Source organism: Sediminibacillus terrae (genome assembly GCF_009602435.1).
GTDB lineage: Bacteria > Bacillota > Bacilli > Bacillales > Amphibacillaceae > Sediminibacillus > Sediminibacillus terrae.
In genome coordinates this window covers 270,384-285,597 of sequence record NZ_VZDQ01000021.1, presented here as the reverse complement: position 1 = coordinate 285,597, position 15,214 = coordinate 270,384, and the positions used below count along the sequence as shown (strand labels likewise).

General features: G+C 42.9%; 12 protein-coding genes and 1 pseudogene. 1 reads left to right on the top strand and 12 read right to left on the bottom strand.

Annotated elements, in window-relative coordinates:
* Positions 1 to 3: 3 nt before the first annotated feature.
* From yfmH to F6X55_RS07400, 10 genes are all read right to left on the bottom strand, one after another.
* Positions 4 to 1,296 carry an EF-P 5-aminopentanol modification-associated protein YfmH gene (yfmH, locus tag F6X55_RS07445; RefSeq protein ID WP_026570303.1) on the bottom strand — a complete coding sequence of 431 codons (1,293 nt, stop codon included), beginning with the start codon at positions 1,294 to 1,296 and terminating at the stop codon, positions 4 to 6.
* A complete protein-coding gene (gene yfmF / locus F6X55_RS07440) occupies positions 1,289 to 2,581 on the bottom strand; it encodes an EF-P 5-aminopentanol modification-associated protein YfmF (protein ID WP_153462593.1) in 1,293 nt (430 codons plus the stop codon). The genes yfmH and yfmF overlap by 8 nt, the downstream gene beginning before the upstream one ends.
* 143 nt (positions 2,582 to 2,724) lie before the next feature.
* Entirely contained in the window at positions 2,725 to 3,642 is a 918-nt protein-coding gene (locus F6X55_RS07435; protein WP_371069200.1) for an ABC transporter permease, read from the bottom strand.
* A gap of 42 nt (positions 3,643 to 3,684) precedes the next feature.
* Positions 3,685 to 4,731: an ABC transporter permease gene (locus tag F6X55_RS07430; RefSeq protein ID WP_026570306.1), complete on the bottom strand. Its 1,047-nt coding sequence runs from the start codon at positions 4,729 to 4,731 to the stop codon at positions 3,685 to 3,687.
* Positions 4,731 to 6,239: an ABC transporter ATP-binding protein gene (locus F6X55_RS07425; protein WP_237648625.1), complete on the bottom strand. Its 1,509-nt coding sequence runs from the start codon at positions 6,237 to 6,239 to the stop codon at positions 4,731 to 4,733. The genes F6X55_RS07430 and F6X55_RS07425 overlap by 1 nt, the downstream gene beginning before the upstream one ends.
* A gap of 135 nt (positions 6,240 to 6,374) precedes the next feature.
* Positions 6,375 to 7,502 (bottom strand): BMP family lipoprotein, encoded by a 1,128-nt coding sequence (locus tag F6X55_RS07420; RefSeq protein ID WP_153462589.1) that lies wholly within the window; start codon positions 7,500 to 7,502, stop codon positions 6,375 to 6,377.
* 91 nt (positions 7,503 to 7,593) lie between these two features.
* Entirely contained in the window at positions 7,594 to 8,319 is a 726-nt protein-coding gene (locus tag F6X55_RS07415) for a GntR family transcriptional regulator (protein ID WP_026570307.1), read from the bottom strand.
* A gap of 486 nt (positions 8,320 to 8,805) precedes the next feature.
* Positions 8,806 to 11,124: an FtsK/SpoIIIE family DNA translocase gene (locus F6X55_RS07410; protein ID WP_026570308.1), complete on the bottom strand. Its 2,319-nt coding sequence runs from the start codon at positions 11,122 to 11,124 to the stop codon at positions 8,806 to 8,808.
* Positions 11,125 to 11,290: 166 nt separating this feature from the next.
* Positions 11,291 to 11,503, bottom strand: a complete 213-nt coding sequence (locus F6X55_RS07405; protein WP_153462587.1) for a YlzJ-like family protein — start codon at positions 11,501 to 11,503, stop codon at positions 11,291 to 11,293.
* Positions 11,500 to 12,222: a ClpP family protease gene (locus F6X55_RS07400; protein ID WP_026570310.1), complete on the bottom strand. Its 723-nt coding sequence runs from the start codon at positions 12,220 to 12,222 to the stop codon at positions 11,500 to 11,502. Before F6X55_RS07400 ends, F6X55_RS07405 begins: the two co-directional genes overlap by 4 nt.
* A 699-nt stretch (positions 12,223 to 12,921) precedes the next feature.
* Here F6X55_RS07400 and F6X55_RS07395 point away from each other — a divergent pair.
* Positions 12,922 to 13,299 carry a hypothetical protein gene (locus F6X55_RS07395; RefSeq protein WP_026570311.1) on the top strand — a complete coding sequence of 126 codons (378 nt, stop codon included), beginning with the start codon at positions 12,922 to 12,924 and terminating at the stop codon, positions 13,297 to 13,299.
* A gap of 39 nt (positions 13,300 to 13,338) precedes the next feature.
* On the opposite strand, the pseudogene F6X55_RS07390 reads toward F6X55_RS07395, so the two are convergent.
* Both F6X55_RS07390 and dapA read right to left on the bottom strand, forming a co-directional pair.
* Positions 13,339 to 13,938, bottom strand: a pseudogene (locus F6X55_RS07390) (IS1595 family transposase); the annotation flags it as partial.
* Between the two features lie 359 nt (positions 13,939 to 14,297).
* Positions 14,298 to 15,167: a 4-hydroxy-tetrahydrodipicolinate synthase gene (gene dapA / locus F6X55_RS07385; RefSeq protein WP_035426817.1), complete on the bottom strand. Its 870-nt coding sequence runs from the start codon at positions 15,165 to 15,167 to the stop codon at positions 14,298 to 14,300.
* Between the last annotated feature and the right edge of the window lie 47 nt (positions 15,168 to 15,214).

The window sequence follows — 15,214 nt, the reverse complement described above, 5'->3', positions numbered from 1 at the left end:
TCCTTATTGACCTTGTTGCGGAAGGATTTGACATACAGAAATACGGTCTTCATCAACCCAGTTTTCCATAAAGTCATTTGCTTCCCGTACATTTAGCGATTCAATTACTGGCAGTACTTTGAATAAATCAATTCCAAGCAAATGATAATGGGTGAACTGGTTCGAAATAAATTCCAGCGAATTCATCGCACGCAAAAATTGGCCGATTTTTTTTCTTTTCATTGTGTCAAATTCTCGTTCCGTCAACTTTTTTTCTTTTAACTCGATAAGCATACGTTTTACATTTTCTGCTAGTTCGTCTGGTTTGTTCGTGTTCCCTCCGATAACCGAAAACCCGAAAGAACGCTCGATATTGGTTTCAAATTGGAAACTGTTATCGATCAAGTCGGCCTCATATAACTCCTGATAGTACTCCCCGCTCTTGGAAAAGTAATAATCAAGAAGCATTTCCGTCAGTAATTCTTCTTTCAGGAAGGCCTCGTCTGAACTGCGGTCTGGTTGCTCTTTTATCCCGATCATACATTTGGCGACAGAGACAGGCATCTCGATGACATTTTTTTTCATCGCTACATGCTCAGGTTCCTCAGGAAACTGCCGCTTTACTTCCGAAACAGACTCAAACTGTTTACTGTCCTGATTTTGTTTGATCAACTTCATCATTTCCTCCGGCTCGAAGTTCCCAGCAAGGAAGAAGGTCATATTGGAAGGATGATAAAAGGTATTATAACAAGTGTATAAATCATCCTTCGTGATTTCACTGATTGATTTTACTGTTCCGGCAATATCCACTTGGACCGGATGGTTTTCATAGAGACTCTGAATCGTGCCAAAGAATGAACGCCAATCCGGCTGGTCATTATACATTTCAATTTCCTGACCGATAATCCCCTTTTCTTTTTCAACCGACTGTTCAGAAAAAAACGGGTCCTGAACAAAATCAAGCAGCGTCGTGACGTTTTCTCTAATATTGCTGGTAGCTGAAAACAAGTAAGCTGTCTTTGTAAAGGAAGTAAAAGCATTGGCGGAAGCTCCCTGTTTCGTGAAATCCTGAAATACATCCCGGTCTTCTTTTTCAAACAATTTATGTTCGAGAAAGTGGGCGATTCCATCCGGTACCGTGATAAAATCTTTTCCTCCCAACGGAACAAATGTCTGATCAATGGAGCCGTAATCAGTAGAAAAAATACCGAATGTTTTAGCCATTTCAGGCTTTGGCAGAAGAAACACCTGCAGACCGTTGGCAAGCTTTTCGGAGTAAATGGTTTCTCTTAGTTGTTCATAGTTTGTTTTATTCATTGCCGCTTCCCCCTTTGCTAGTCAAGAAATAAACGGTATCCTGTTCAATTTTATCGCCGACTTGCAAGACATCCTGTCGGGTCACTTGTTTCACACTTTCAAGCATTTGTTCAGGAGAAACGTCCGTTTCGGCCAATACTTGGTGGTAAAGAATTTCAATCAATCCTTGGGGATGGTCCATCGTTTCCAGCAATTGATTGACAACTAGATCCTTTGTATCTTTTAACTCTTCCTCCGAAAATTCACCGTCTTTCATCCGTGCCATTTGTTCATTTATGATATCTCTGGCCTGCTGATAATCCTTCGGCGCAATCCCGCTGAAAACGAGCAGCAAACCTTTATGGCTTTCAAAACGGGAAGCAGCATAATAGGCGAGACTGTGCTTTTCACGTACGTTCATGAACAGTTTGGAACTCGGAAAACCACCGAACAATCCGTTAAAAACCTGTAAGGCATAATACAAAGGATCGCCGAATGTGATATTAGTACGATATCCGAGATGAAGTTTTGCCTGCTGCACATTTTGTTCTTCGATAACCGTATTCACTTCTTCAACCTTTTTTCCTACTGTTGTCTTGTCGGACTCTGCTGAGGTCGCATTTTGTTTAGCGGCGAAAGCTGATTCAATCAAGCGCTCAGCTTTTTCCACCGACACATCTCCCAGAACATACACATCCATTTGATCTTCCGCGAGCATTTTCTGATAATAATGATACAATGTTTCTTCATTGATTCCTTCTAAATCTTCCGCATATCCGTGAACATGTAGTCGATATGCCTCATCTTTGCACATCTCATCGATGAGACGCATATTTGCATAGCTCATTTTATCATCGATGATCGAGTCGATTTTTTGCTTGAGCGTCTGCTTCTCCCTTTTTACGATAGAAGCATCGAAGCTGTTCCCATTTGATTTCGGATCGAATAAAATGCCGCTGAGCATTTCTACAGCCTTTTCCAATATTTGCTCATCTGTGGACAAATATGCCTCATTGGCCGTTTCCAACCGCAATGTGATAATATGGTTTTCTCCCTTTTTGGCTCCATCGACCCCGAGTACGGCACCATATAAATCATCAAGTGCTGTACGAAGCTCCCGGGCACTCGGATACTTGTTGGTTCCTTGTTGAAGAATATAAGGGAGCAGAGCTCTGTTGGTTATCGTATCTCTCTCCAGTTTTGCCTTCAGCTTGACAACCACATTGGTCGTTTTATATTTTTTGCTGGGTAACACATGTAAACGATACCCCTGCTTATCCACGCGTTTTTCTTCTATAGCGTCCATTCGTTTTCCTCCCTTGGCGATGTTTAAATATAGCATTCGATTTTTTCTTAAAACTATCCTCGCAGGTATGGCAGCCCCCTGTAATAGTTAGTTTAACGAAAAACAAACCCGGTAACAAATACCAGGTTTGTAAAAAGTGAATTTTATCTGCTTCCTTTTATATATGGTTCTCCATTTGCTTTTGGAGCTTCCGCCCGGCCGATAAATCCAGCGAGTGCAAGTATGGTTAATACATACGGAGCGATCAGCAAATATATTTGCGGTACATCTTCCAAGAATGGAATGCTGGAGCTTATAACACTTAAGCTTTGAGCAAAACCGAAAAACAATGCTGCACCCATTGCTCCCAGAGGATGCCACTTACCAAAAATTACAGCAGCCAGCGACATAAACCCTTGCCCGACAATCGTTGATTGGGAAAAGTTCAAAGCAATGGTCAAAGCAAATACAGAGCCCCCCAGTCCTCCCATGGCTCCAGATATCATGACAGCCACGTAGCGCATCGCATAAACATTGATTCCGTTTGTATCGGCGGCCGCCGGATGTTCGCCGACAGAACGCAATCGCAAACCGAATGGTGTTTTATACAAAATGTACCATGCGACAACCGCTAATATAATCGCCAGATAAGAGGTCAAGTACATGTTTTGGAAGAACAACGGACCAAGAACCGGAATGTCACCGAGTACCGGGATATCCAAGGTATAGAAGGGTTGGGAAACCATATCGGTTTGTCCCTTGTCATACCATTGTTTGGTGAGGAAAACACCTAATCCCAGTGCCAGGAAGTTGATCGCCACACCACTCACAACCTGATCAGCTCTGAAAGTGACCGATGCAACTGCATGAATCAGCGAAAAAACCGCGGAAACGATCATTGCAGCCAAAATGGAAATCCATGGGGTGGCTGCACCGAATACATCTGCGAAAGTGAGGTTGAATACTATTCCGACAAAAGCCCCCATCACCATTAATCCTTCCAGGCCGATATTGACGACACCTGAACGCTCACTGAATACACCTCCAAGGGCGGTAAAAATCAGTGGAGCGGAAAAGAACATTGCTGGAGGAATGATTGATTGCAAAATATCCAGGATACCCACTTATTTTCCCTCCTTTTTAAAACGAAGCAGCACCCAGCGAATGATATAGCTTGAGGCCACAAAAAAGATAATCAGGGCTATCACGATTTCTACTAGCTCAGAAGGTACATCTGCCGCTGTCGGCATATTAAGAGCCCCGATTTTCAGGGTACCGAACAATAATGCAGCGAGTACGACACCGAATGCATTATTGCCGCCAAGAAGGGCGACCGCAATCCCGTCAAAACCGAGATTGGTAAAAGCGGAATGTGTCGGCATATAACCGAAGGTTCCGAGACCCTCCATTGCTCCGCCCAGCCCGGCAAAGGCTCCTGAAATAACCATGGCAAGGATGATGTTTTTACCGACATTCATACCGGCATATCGGGAAGCATGCTGGTTGAACCCGACGGATCTCAATTCAAAACCTGCAGTAGTTTTTTCAAGTAAAAACCACATGATCATTGCTGCAAACAAGGCAATCAGGATCCCGAAATGCAAACGGGAATAGCTTGTCATTTCCATCAACCAATTCGAGGCAAGCGAAGCAGATTCCTTGATAGGATCTGATGAATCCTGATTTTCGCTCAAAACAGACCGAATCAGGGCATTCGATACATGCAAGGCAATATAGTTCATCATAATCGTGATGATAACTTCGTGAACACCCAGTTTGGCTTTCAACAATCCCGGAATGAAGCCCCAAATCGCTCCAGCCAGGGCAGCTGCCAAAAGCGCCAAAGGGAGATGGATTATCATCGGTGCATCGAAAGCAGCTCCGACCCACACAGAGGCGAGCCAACCTACAATGACTTGACCTTCAGCTCCAATATTGAACAGACCACTTCGAAAAGCAAATGCCACAGCCAACCCGGTGAATATGTATGGGGTCACCTGGCGGATTGTCTCCCCGAAGTAATAAATATCTCCAAACGAACCGGCCCATAAGGCTTGATAACCATTCAACGGGTTGTAACCGAATGAAGCCATGATAATGGCTCCAGCAATCAAACCCAATAAAACAGAAATGACAGGCACCAGAATATTGAACATACGGTTGGTAAACATCAACGCTCACCATCCTTCTCTACGGTACTTCCAGCCATGAGCAATCCCAATTCCTGTTCATTCGTTTCGGAAGGATTGACATTTGCCACTATTTTGCCATCAAACATTACAGCAATCCGGTCACTTACATTGAGGATTTCATCCAACTCGAAGGATAGCAGCAATACTGCACGCCCTTTATCACGTTCCTCAATCAATTTTTTATGGATGAATTCAATCGCACCGACGTCCAATCCGCGTGTTGGCTGTGCAGCAATCAACAAATCGGGAGATCGGTCCACTTCACGGCCGATGATTGCTTTTTGCTGGTTTCCCCCAGACAAAGCACGCGCTTTTGTGTATTCGCTTGGTGTTCTGACGTCATATTCTTCGATCAATCTTTTAGCATGAGAATAGATATTTTTATAGGAAAGCACGCTTTTTTTAGCAAAAGGCTTTTTATAATAAGTTTGCAAGACCATATTTTCGCCGACGGGAAAATCCAAAACCAAACCAAATTTATGACGATCCTGGGGAATATGCGACACACCAGAGTCAGTCACTTTTCTGGGCGGCAGATTGGTAATTGCTTTCCCGTTAAGATGAATGGATCCTGATTCGACTTTTCTCAGCCCGGTGATTGCTTCGATCAACTCTGACTGTCCATTGCCATCAACACCAGCAATCCCGACTATTTCCCCCGCTCTCACTTCCAAATCGAGCCCTTTCACCATGCCTACTTTACGACTGTCCTGGACCTGAAGGCTCTTCACTGACAGTATTTGGTCCTTTGGTACGGCCGCCGTCTTCTCCGTCGTAAAACTGATTTCCCTTCCGACCATCAACGACGCAAGCTCGTCCGGGCTTGTATCCTTCACATCGACTGTTCCGATGCCCTGTCCCTTCCGCACCACTGTACATCTGTCGCAAACTTCCATAATTTCTTTTAATTTGTGGGTGATTAAAATAATAGATTTACCTTCCTTGATCAGAGATCTCATAATTTCAATCAATTCTTTTATCTCTTGAGGAGTCAGCACAGCCGTCGGTTCATCGAGGATCAAGACTTCTGCTCCCCTGTAAAGAGTTTTCAAGATTTCCACACGTTGCTGCATTCCGACGGAAATGTCTTTTATTTTTGCTCTTGGGTCTACTTTCAAACCATATCGGTCGGAAAGTTCCGCCACTTCCTGTTCTGCCTTTTTCAGGTCGATTTTTCCGCCCTTTTTCGGTTCGCTGCCCAATATGATGTTTTGGGTAACGGTAAACGTATCGACAAGCATAAAATGTTGGTGGACCATTCCGATTCCTAGATTATTGGCAACATTAGGGTCCGTGATTTTGACGGCCTTGCCGTTGACACGGATTTCTCCCTTTTCAGGTTGATACAAACCGAACAACACGTTCATCAATGTCGATTTTCCCGCACCATTTTCCCCGAGCAGGGCATGTATTTCACCTTCCTGCACCTGAAGGGTTATATTATCATTCGCAACGATACCCGGAAACTCTTTGCGGATATTCAGCATTTCTACAACATAATTCTCCAAGTTTATGTCACTCCCTAACATACGGTCGAGATTCAACCTTCCTTATAACATTCCGTTTTCAGAAGAAAAAGGCTAGACATTTCTAGCCTTTTTCTATCCACTTTCCCGCTTTTTTTATAAAGAGTCCAGGTAAGCTTCTAAATCTTCTTCTGTGCTTGGCACTTCCACTTCGCCATCGATGATTTTTTGTTTCCAGTTGTCAATTTCTTCTACCATTTCATCAGTCATTGCCTCTTCATTCGTCTTAGCTACCGACACACCCTCATCTTCTAAACCGAATTCGAGGATTTCTCCACCTGGAAACTCACCGTTCATTGATTGTGCAGCAACTTCTTGGACCGCAATATCTACACGTTTGACCATGGAAGTCAGTGTGACATTGTCATCGCCGATCGCTCCCTCTTCGTATTGGTCCCGGTCTACGCCGATTACCCATACGTTTTTGGAAGGATCGTTCTTCTTGATATCCTTAGCTTGGGCAAATACGCCATTGCCTGTCGCGCCGGAAGAATGATAAATGACGTCTACTCCACTGTTATACATGTTGGAAGCAATTACCTTTCCCTTATCAGGAGCACCGAAAGATTCGGCATATTGTACGTCGACCTCGATGTCCGGATTCACAGAAGCAACCCCGGCCCGAAAGCCTGACTCGAATTTTTTGATCAATTCGCTGTTCTCGCCACCGACGAAACCAACTTTATCGGATTCCGTCTTCATTGCTGCCGCCACCCCGACAAGGAAAGAACCTTGGTGTTCCTTAAAGGTGATGTTTGCAATGTTATCTTCTTCTGCCACTGCATCAACCAATGCAAAGTGTGTATCCGGGTTTTGTCCAGCTACCTTATTTAACGCATCAGTCAGTTTAAAACCAATACCAAATACCAAATCATAATCTGCTTTCACCAAGCTGTTCAAGTTCGGCATGAAATCTGCATCGCTTTCCGATTGGGCATAGTCGTAACCTTTTCCTTCTTCCAGCCCGTTCTCTTCACCGAAAGCCTTTAGACCTTCCCATGCGGATTGGTTGAACGATTTGTCATCTACACCGCCGACATCGGTTACCATACCTACTTTAAAATCAGAGTCTCCTCCGCCATCCTGGTTTTCACCGGAATCGGAAGTTTCGCCTCCGCTTTCTTCCCCGCTTCCATCTTCGTTCGAAGATCCACAAGCACTTAAAATAATTCCCGCTGCAAATAGCAAAGCTATCAATAATAGCAAACGATTTGTTTTCAACATTCCTACCCCCGTAAATGTTAGATTTTATCTTGTATTGCCTAAACCCACCTGCGTAACGGCGCCGGACATCACCCCCTTAAATGGTTCCCCTTTACATACGCTTCCTGATGACGTAAAAGCTAAATACGTCAGATCTGAAATAATTGCAAGAATATAAAACCGGTTCATCGCTATCTGTATAATGCATCTGTTTCAAGAGCAGCATCGGCTGATCAGGCTGACAGCCCAAAACAGGTGAGATAAGCTCATGATAACCTACTGGTTCGATGTGGGTAACTGTATAACTGACATATTTACTTCCATAGTCCTCCAACACTTGAAAGATGGAGGCTTGATTATGAATTTTTTCTATCGGGATCAAGTGTTGTAATATTTTATCGACACAATAAACGACTGGGTCCCCGTCGGCGGTTCTGACCCGTTCTATCTTAGCCAATGTATCGATCTCAGCAGGGGCAAATCTGTCTTTATCTTCTTCAGAAGCTTCGATCAATTCTGTGGATAAATATTGGGTCCCCGGTATTTTTCCTGCGGAAGCAATCATTTCAGTCACACTTTTCAATTGTTCGATGCCTGCGGAAAAAACGGGTTTGGGATTGACGAAGGTACCGACACCATGGCGTCTTGTCACAATATTTTCTTCTTCCAGGAGCCTTAATGCTTCCCTCAGTGTAGCCCTCGATACGCCGAGTCTCTTGGATAGCGCGAACTCAGAAGGCAATTTTTCTTTCTCTTTATACCTTCCCTCTTCGATATCCTGCTTCAATTGATCGATAACTTGAAGGTATAAATGACGAGCATCGGCTTTAATTGACATAACATTACCCTCCGATGAAGTTAAAACTTCGTAACATATGTATCTACTTACTAGGTAAAAAGTATTAAAACAGTTAAATAGAATATGAAAGTCCCATCAAATCAGAATGTAAAGAGAACTGACCTCTGACAAGTCATTCTTTGTCCGAAATAAATATAACACTTTTGATCTAGCAAATAAACAGGATATGGACAAAAAACGACAGAATCTTTTAGTTTTATGACAATTTTAATAAACCTGCTAATTTTCTTACAATTCATGGCATTTCTCCAGTGGTAAACCTTTTCAATTTTGGAAGGGGAAGTAAGTATTCCTGGATGGTTTTTCCTTTTAAAAAAGCGCCTCATTGAACTAATCGTCAATGAGGCGCTTTTTTGGCAGCAACAAAAGAGCTGCATTCCGGGCCTTCGAATAAATCCTGCGTCCCTCTTCTGTGTGATAAAAACCGCTCTTTCCGGGCTTGTCTTTGTGTCGCAATTGAAAACACTAGGAAGTTTTCTCTTCTTCTTGTTGTGAAATTAACACTGCCCTTGGTTTACTTCCTTCATAAGGGCCGACAATTCCTCTTGCTTCCATGGCATCGATCAACCGGGCTGCTCGGGTGTAACCAATCCGGAATCTTCGCTGTAACATCGAAACGCTCGCGCTTTGCATCTCTAAAATCATTTGTACCGCGTCGTCAAATAATTCATCATCTACCTCTTCGTTCACTTCCGCTTCTTCATCCGGTATCATTTCCTCTTGGTACTGCGCTTTTTGCTGATCAATACAGTGGTCCACCACCCGTTCTACTTCCTCGTCGGAAAGAAATGCCCCTTGTATTCTCGTCGACTTGGATGAACCGACAGGAATGAAAAGCATATCTCCCCTTCCAAGAAGTTTCTCTGCTCCACCGGAGTCCAGAATGGTCCGCGAATCAGTGGCAGAAGAAACACTAAATGCAATCCTGGATGGTATATTGGCTTTGATGACACCGGTTATGACATCTACGGATGGACGCTGTGTCGCTATGATCAAATGGATGCCTGCAGCGCGGGCCATTTGTGCCAGACGCGTGATCGCATCTTCGACGTCGTTGGAAGCGACCATCATCAAATCTGCCAGCTCATCCACCAGTACAACAATATATGGTAACAGCGGCTGGTTGTCTTGATCTGTTTGATTATGTTTTTTTATGAACTCATTATACCCTTCAATATTCCTTGTCCCTGTATCAGAAAATAATTCATACCGTCTTTCCATTTCTGACACGACTTTCTTCAAAGCGCGCGAAGCCTTTTTGGGGTCTGTAACGACCGGGGATAACAGGTGCGGAATGCCATTATAGACATTCAACTCCACTTTTTTTGGATCGATCATCATCATTTTTACTTCATGCGGTTTTGCCCGCATCAAAATACTCGTGATGATCCCGTTGATACAAACACTCTTACCGCTTCCGGTTGCCCCTGCGACCAGTAAGTGCGGCATCTTATTCAATTCAGCCATGACTGCATCACCCGATATATCCCTGCCTAACACAAAAGAAAGCTTGGACCCTTGCTGTGCCTGCTTGGTTTCTAAAACTTCCCTTAAAGATACAGTCGCCACTTCCCCATTCGGCACTTCAATTCCGACAGCGGATTTTCCTGGAATTGGAGCTTCAATCCGAATGTCCTTAGCTGCCAGAGCCAACGCCAGATCATCATGAAGGTTGACAATTTTACTAACTTTCACACCGACATCCGGATATACTTCATATTTTGTCACTGCAGGTCCGACATGCACTTTCGTTACTTTCGCTTTTACTCCGAAGCTTTGAAAAGTCTTTTCCAATTTTCTTACCACAGCCTGAATTTGAGATCTTTCCTGCTGCTGGGTATTATATTCAGGCTCAGCCAGTAACGACATGGTCGGCAGCTTATAATCAAGGTTTTCCGCTTCCGTCATCGGCAATGATTCAGCTATTTCTCCATCCTCTGTATCTTTCTTTTGTTCGGAGGTGGTTTGTTCTTCTTTCTCCTCCGGTCGGTTAACTGTTTCTGCTGTTTGGACATCTGCAGAATAAGCGATATCCGTAAAATCCTGGATTACTGGTTCTTCAGCTGTCGATTCACTTCCATCCACCGTGGTCTCAGCTAAGCCTTCCTCCGTACGATTGGACTGCTTCTTTTTCTTTCGACCAGATCGATTATTCTGCTGCAGCTTTTTCATTTGTTGTAATTGATTGCGAAAAAAACTGTTTGTCCGCTGCCAACCTTTGTCCAGTATTTCGCCTATCGACAGCTCCGTAACGAACAGTGCTCCAATTACTATCCCGAACACAGCTACAATTTTCGCTCCGGCCGCTGAAAATAAAAAGTAACAAAAAGCAAATAATAATGCACCGGCCATGCCGCCTCCGAGATTGGCTGAAGGTACGTCTCCGCCTATATAAGAGAGGATGTTGTCCCACGTTGTGACGATGATGGAAGTGTTTATCGATTCCTGCAATATGGATTCAAAGGTTTGGATATGAGTGATCAGCAAAATCCCTGAAAAAATGATATAAAATCCAATCATGCGTTTATGCAGTAGATATGGCACCCTTCTTTTGATGATCAATAATATCCCGGTCGTCAACAAGAACAGTGAAGCTACAAAATACCATATCCCAAAGAAAAAGCGAAAGATGTTTTCCAGACCTGCTGGAACAGCTCCGTCACTTATCGCACTCGCTCCACTACCCAAGACAGCCAAGAACACAAATAAGATACCAGTAAGTTCATATTTCACTTGCTTTTTTAATTGAGATTTCTTTCTTCTGTTTTTTTTCTTTTTCGCCATATGATTCACCTCTGCACACATAAATAACAGCCAGTCTTCTTATGTAGTACAACCCTTGCCATCACGATGACAAGGGTTGATAACCTGAAATATTGGCAAGATTCCCCACTGGTCTCTATTGTTATTATAGCACAGAGTACGCGGATTGAGAGAAATAGAATTCTTTTTATTGACCAGAAATAATGGTTCCCGGTGTATAAGAATCATCAAGGTAATCCTGTGGATCAGTCGAAATCAGCTGTAAAATTCTGAACGATCCGTCTTTGTTCCTCTCAGCATGCACAGTCCTTCCGTTTATGTTTATAAATTGCCGATTGGCAAATGCCTCTTGATCGACACCGAATATCTCTTCCTCTGTCATGGGGGTATATAAAATCATTGCAGCATCTCCCCTGATTGTTTTTCCTTTTCTATCAATTCGTTCAACTTGCTCATGGCTTCCATGACTCCGCCGACGTCATCAATCAAGCCATACTTCACAGCGTCTGCTCCGACTACGTTCGTACCTATATCTCTTGTCAGATTCCCTTTCGCAAACATCAAGTCTTTAAATTTTTCTTCTTCGATATCGGAATGTTGCTTGACGAAATTGATAACCCTTTCCTGCATTTTATCCAAATATTCAAAGGTTTGGGGTACACCGATTACCAGTCCCGTCAATCGGATGGGATGGATCGTCATGGTTGCCGTCGGAACAATAAAGGAATAATCAGTCGAAACAGCTATGGGCACCCCGATTGAATGCCCCCCTCCAAGTACGATGGAAACGGTAGGTTTTGACAAGGATGCAATCATTTCTGACAAGGCAAGACCCGCTTCTACGTCTCCGCCTACCGTATTCAGCAAAACGATTAATCCTTCAATTTTAGGGTTTTGCTCTATTGCTACAATTTGCGGAATTAAGTGCTCATACTTCGTTGTCTTATTTTGCGGCGGCAGCTGTACGTGTCCTTCAATCTGCCCGATAATCGGCAGTACATGGATATTGGAATCCGGGGCTTGCGGTACAGTAGACTGACCAAGCTGCTGTATTTTTTGTACTAATGACGATTGATTATTTTGGTCTTGATTATCTTGTTTTGATGTATCTTTTCCCATTATTCATCCACGCTCCTTTTCAAGCATGTACCTAGTATGTAACAGTATGACTGCTTACATACACATGGTTGAAGGGAAGTTTTACGTTGTTTTATGTGGTAGAAGTAGCTTTAAGGGGCGAATTCTGTGGTTGATTTTTCACCGTTAGTAATAGAAATACAGCTGACCTACCACCTCCTATCTTAAAGTTTCTTGTTATAAGGATTTAGAAACTTTATATTAATTGGAAATCCGCGAGCATATTAATGTCTTGTTAATAGAAACTGCGCCGTAACTTTAATGGAGTGTCATTGCCTATTCAAGAAGCGTGTTACCCAACGCTTCGGTAGCATACTTCGCTTTCCGCGGGCACGGCTTCAGCTAACTTGGTAAAGAAAAGCCCTTTACCAAGTGGATCTTCAGCTCGCGCTGTTCCCGCTGGAGTCTTCGTATGCTACCTGCGCTAAGAAGCATGCTGATTACGCAAGCGTAGAGAATTTTTCTTTTAGACCCAACAAGCCATCTTAAAACGGTTGTCTGAAAACATGTACTTCTTTTCATAAGGCTGTTTTCTAAAAGATTGTTGTTTTTAGACAATATTTTAGAATTTGAATTTTCAAATAAAATTAAGGTGATTTTGAAAACTTTAGGCTTTTTAATTCGTAGGAATATATTAAGGGAGGTTTTACTATTCTAAAAAAAATATTAGGTGTTTCAACAGTGATTGTGGGAATGATAATTTTACTTTACTTAATGGTTGGTAATTACTATGACCTCCAAATAGCTTCACAAATGGCATCAGAAAACACAAAAATCCTCCTTATAGTAATGTCTTTATGGGCATTCCTATTTGGTGTATTGATGGAATGGAAAGGTTTAAGGAGCCTTTTAAAAAGACAGTTTAACTTTAACTGGAAACTTTTTATTCCAACTGTAATCTTGTCTGTTCTTGTGTTCATACCAAACATCTATTGGGTGAAGTGGTATGGAGTATCACAGGACATTTACCCCAACGTCTTTTTACTACCTGAAACACATATGATTTTATCGGTTTTAGCAGGAACAATATTGGTTCGTTCATTTACAGACAAAAATTAAGTGTTTCTATCGACTGACCTCTTTATCGGAGGTCTTTTCTTATGCACCTTTTAACATTTCAACTGTTGTATGATTAGATTTTTGACACGCTGAAATAAGCATTTGCTCTACTCGTTTATAAAAAGCCAATCCTTGCCTATTTCAGGCCATCGGAACCAATAGAGTTAGTTGTGTCCAAATAATGAGTATCCACACCTTGAAAGCACTCCAATCAGCCTTTCAAACCGTTGTGGAAGTTATTAACGTGTTGGATATGGAATATCCCTTTCTTCACCCGTTGTTTTTGTCGGCCATTAACTGTTTCGTGCAACAGCCCTTTTAGTTTGGCGAACTTCTTATAGTTAGTGGCTGTATCTGTGCATAGCAAAGCAGACGGGGGAATATACTCACCTATCACAGTGCGATTTCTTCTGCTCTAGCACGACCTGTTCCTGCTTTTCGAGCAATCATATTACCATTTCTATCTTGTGCAACTACAACAGCAATTTAAAGGTTAGAAACACCTCTTATTTTGTCTTTTTCCCACGTTTCTTAGCTGATTTCTCTTCGACCTTTTAATGACTCATGAAAGAAGGTTTCGTCACTTTCTACGATACCTTGCAACTGATTGAACCCAAGACCTCCTAATGCGTTCAAGATTTAACGGTTCATAGAGGAACATGAATAAAAAAACGTCTAGTACGCGAGTTTCTAAACAGGAAACTGGTCCCAGCGAAGGAAATACCCGGAGACTCCTGCGGGAGGAGAGGCCACGGTGAGATCCCGCAGAGCGTCAGCTCGAGGAAGCTCACCAGCCACCCGCGGAAAGCGCAAGGTATTTCCGCAGCGGAACTCCCACTCAAAGGATGCAAGTAGTTAGGAAGACAAATTCAAACTATGTCGTAGTTTCTATCAACTATGATATTAAAGACCCTTGGTGAATAACCAATTTAAAAAAACGCGCTTGGATAAGCACGTTTTAAAAAGGGAATATATCCATTTAGGGAGTTTACTTTGAATCATTTACCAGATAATAATTGTGTTAGTTGTTTTCTTTCCTCTCCCGTCAATGGAACAAGCGGCAGACGAACACCTCCGACGTCCATCCCTTTAATTTGAAGAGCTGTCTTGACAGGCGTTGGAGAAGGAGCCATGAACATGCCTCTCATGATCGGTAGCAGTTGACGATGCAGCTGGGAAGCTTTCCCTGTTTCTCCTGTTTCAAATGCTGTCAGCATTTCCTGCATTTCTTTCCCAATGATATGTGATGAAACCGACACAACACCGTTTCCGCCAACAGCCGCTATCGGAAGTGTCAAACTGTCATCCCCACTGTAAACCGAAAATGCATCGCCTGTATTTTCGATAATTGTCGAAATAGCATCCAAATCGCCGGTAGAATCTTTTATAGATACTATGTTCGGTATTTTTGCCAGCTCTATTACTGTTTCCGGATCCATTCGTACAACCGAACGTCCGGGAATGTTATATAGCATGATTGGCAAGTTCGTTTCCTTGGCGACTGCAGCAAAGTGTTCATAGATCCCTCGCTGACTCGGTTTATTGTAATAAGGGACGACCAGTAATGCAGCATCCACCCCGACTGCTTCTGCTTTTTTTGTCAATTCTATAGTGGCATAGGTATTGTTGCTCCCAGTACCGGCGATGACAGGCACACGTTTATCCGCGTCTTTCACGACCTGATTGAATACAGCTATTTTTTCCTCCGAGGTAAGGGTCGGCGATTCACCGGTAGTTCCTGCAATCACGAGTCCATCGGAACCGTTTTTTAATAAATAATTCACCAATTCTGTTGTTTTTTCCAGGTCAACGTTCCCCTTGTTGTCAAACGGGGTGACCATTGCTGTTAGCACTCTGCCGAAATTCATGGCAATACGGACTCCTTTCATTTTCACTTCATCTTTTCGTTTCTTTA

What these genes read in the sequence shown, in the direction of transcription:
- yfmH (WP_026570303.1), bottom strand. Translation starts at nt 1,296, where the DNA reads ATGAATAAAACAAACTATGAACAACTAAGAGAAACCATTTACTCCGAA.
- yfmF (WP_153462593.1), bottom strand. Translation starts at nt 2,581, where the DNA reads ATGGACGCTATAGAAGAAAAACGCGTGGATAAGCAGGGGTATCGTTTA.
- F6X55_RS07435 (WP_371069200.1), bottom strand. Translation starts at nt 3,642, where the DNA reads ATGTTCTTTTCCGCTCCACTGATTTTTACCGCCCTTGGAGGTGTATTC.
- F6X55_RS07430 (WP_026570306.1), bottom strand. Translation starts at nt 4,731, where the DNA reads ATGTTTACCAACCGTATGTTCAATATTCTGGTGCCTGTCATTTCTGTT.
- F6X55_RS07425 (WP_237648625.1), bottom strand. Translation starts at nt 6,239, where the DNA reads ATGCTGAATATCCGCAAAGAGTTTCCGGGTATCGTTGCGAATGATAAT.
- F6X55_RS07420 (WP_153462589.1), bottom strand. Translation starts at nt 7,502, where the DNA reads ATGTTGAAAACAAATCGTTTGCTATTATTGATAGCTTTGCTATTTGCA.
- F6X55_RS07415 (WP_026570307.1), bottom strand. Translation starts at nt 8,319, where the DNA reads ATGTCAATTAAAGCCGATGCTCGTCATTTATACCTTCAAGTTATCGAT.
- F6X55_RS07410 (WP_026570308.1), bottom strand. Translation starts at nt 11,124, where the DNA reads ATGGCGAAAAAGAAAAAAAACAGAAGAAAGAAATCTCAATTAAAAAAG.
- F6X55_RS07405 (WP_153462587.1), bottom strand. Translation starts at nt 11,503, where the DNA reads ATGATTTTATATACCCCCATGACAGAGGAAGAGATATTCGGTGTCGAT.
- F6X55_RS07400 (WP_026570310.1), bottom strand. Translation starts at nt 12,222, where the DNA reads ATGGGAAAAGATACATCAAAACAAGATAATCAAGACCAAAATAATCAA.
- dapA (WP_035426817.1), bottom strand. Translation starts at nt 15,167, where the DNA reads ATGAATTTCGGCAGAGTGCTAACAGCAATGGTCACCCCGTTTGACAAC.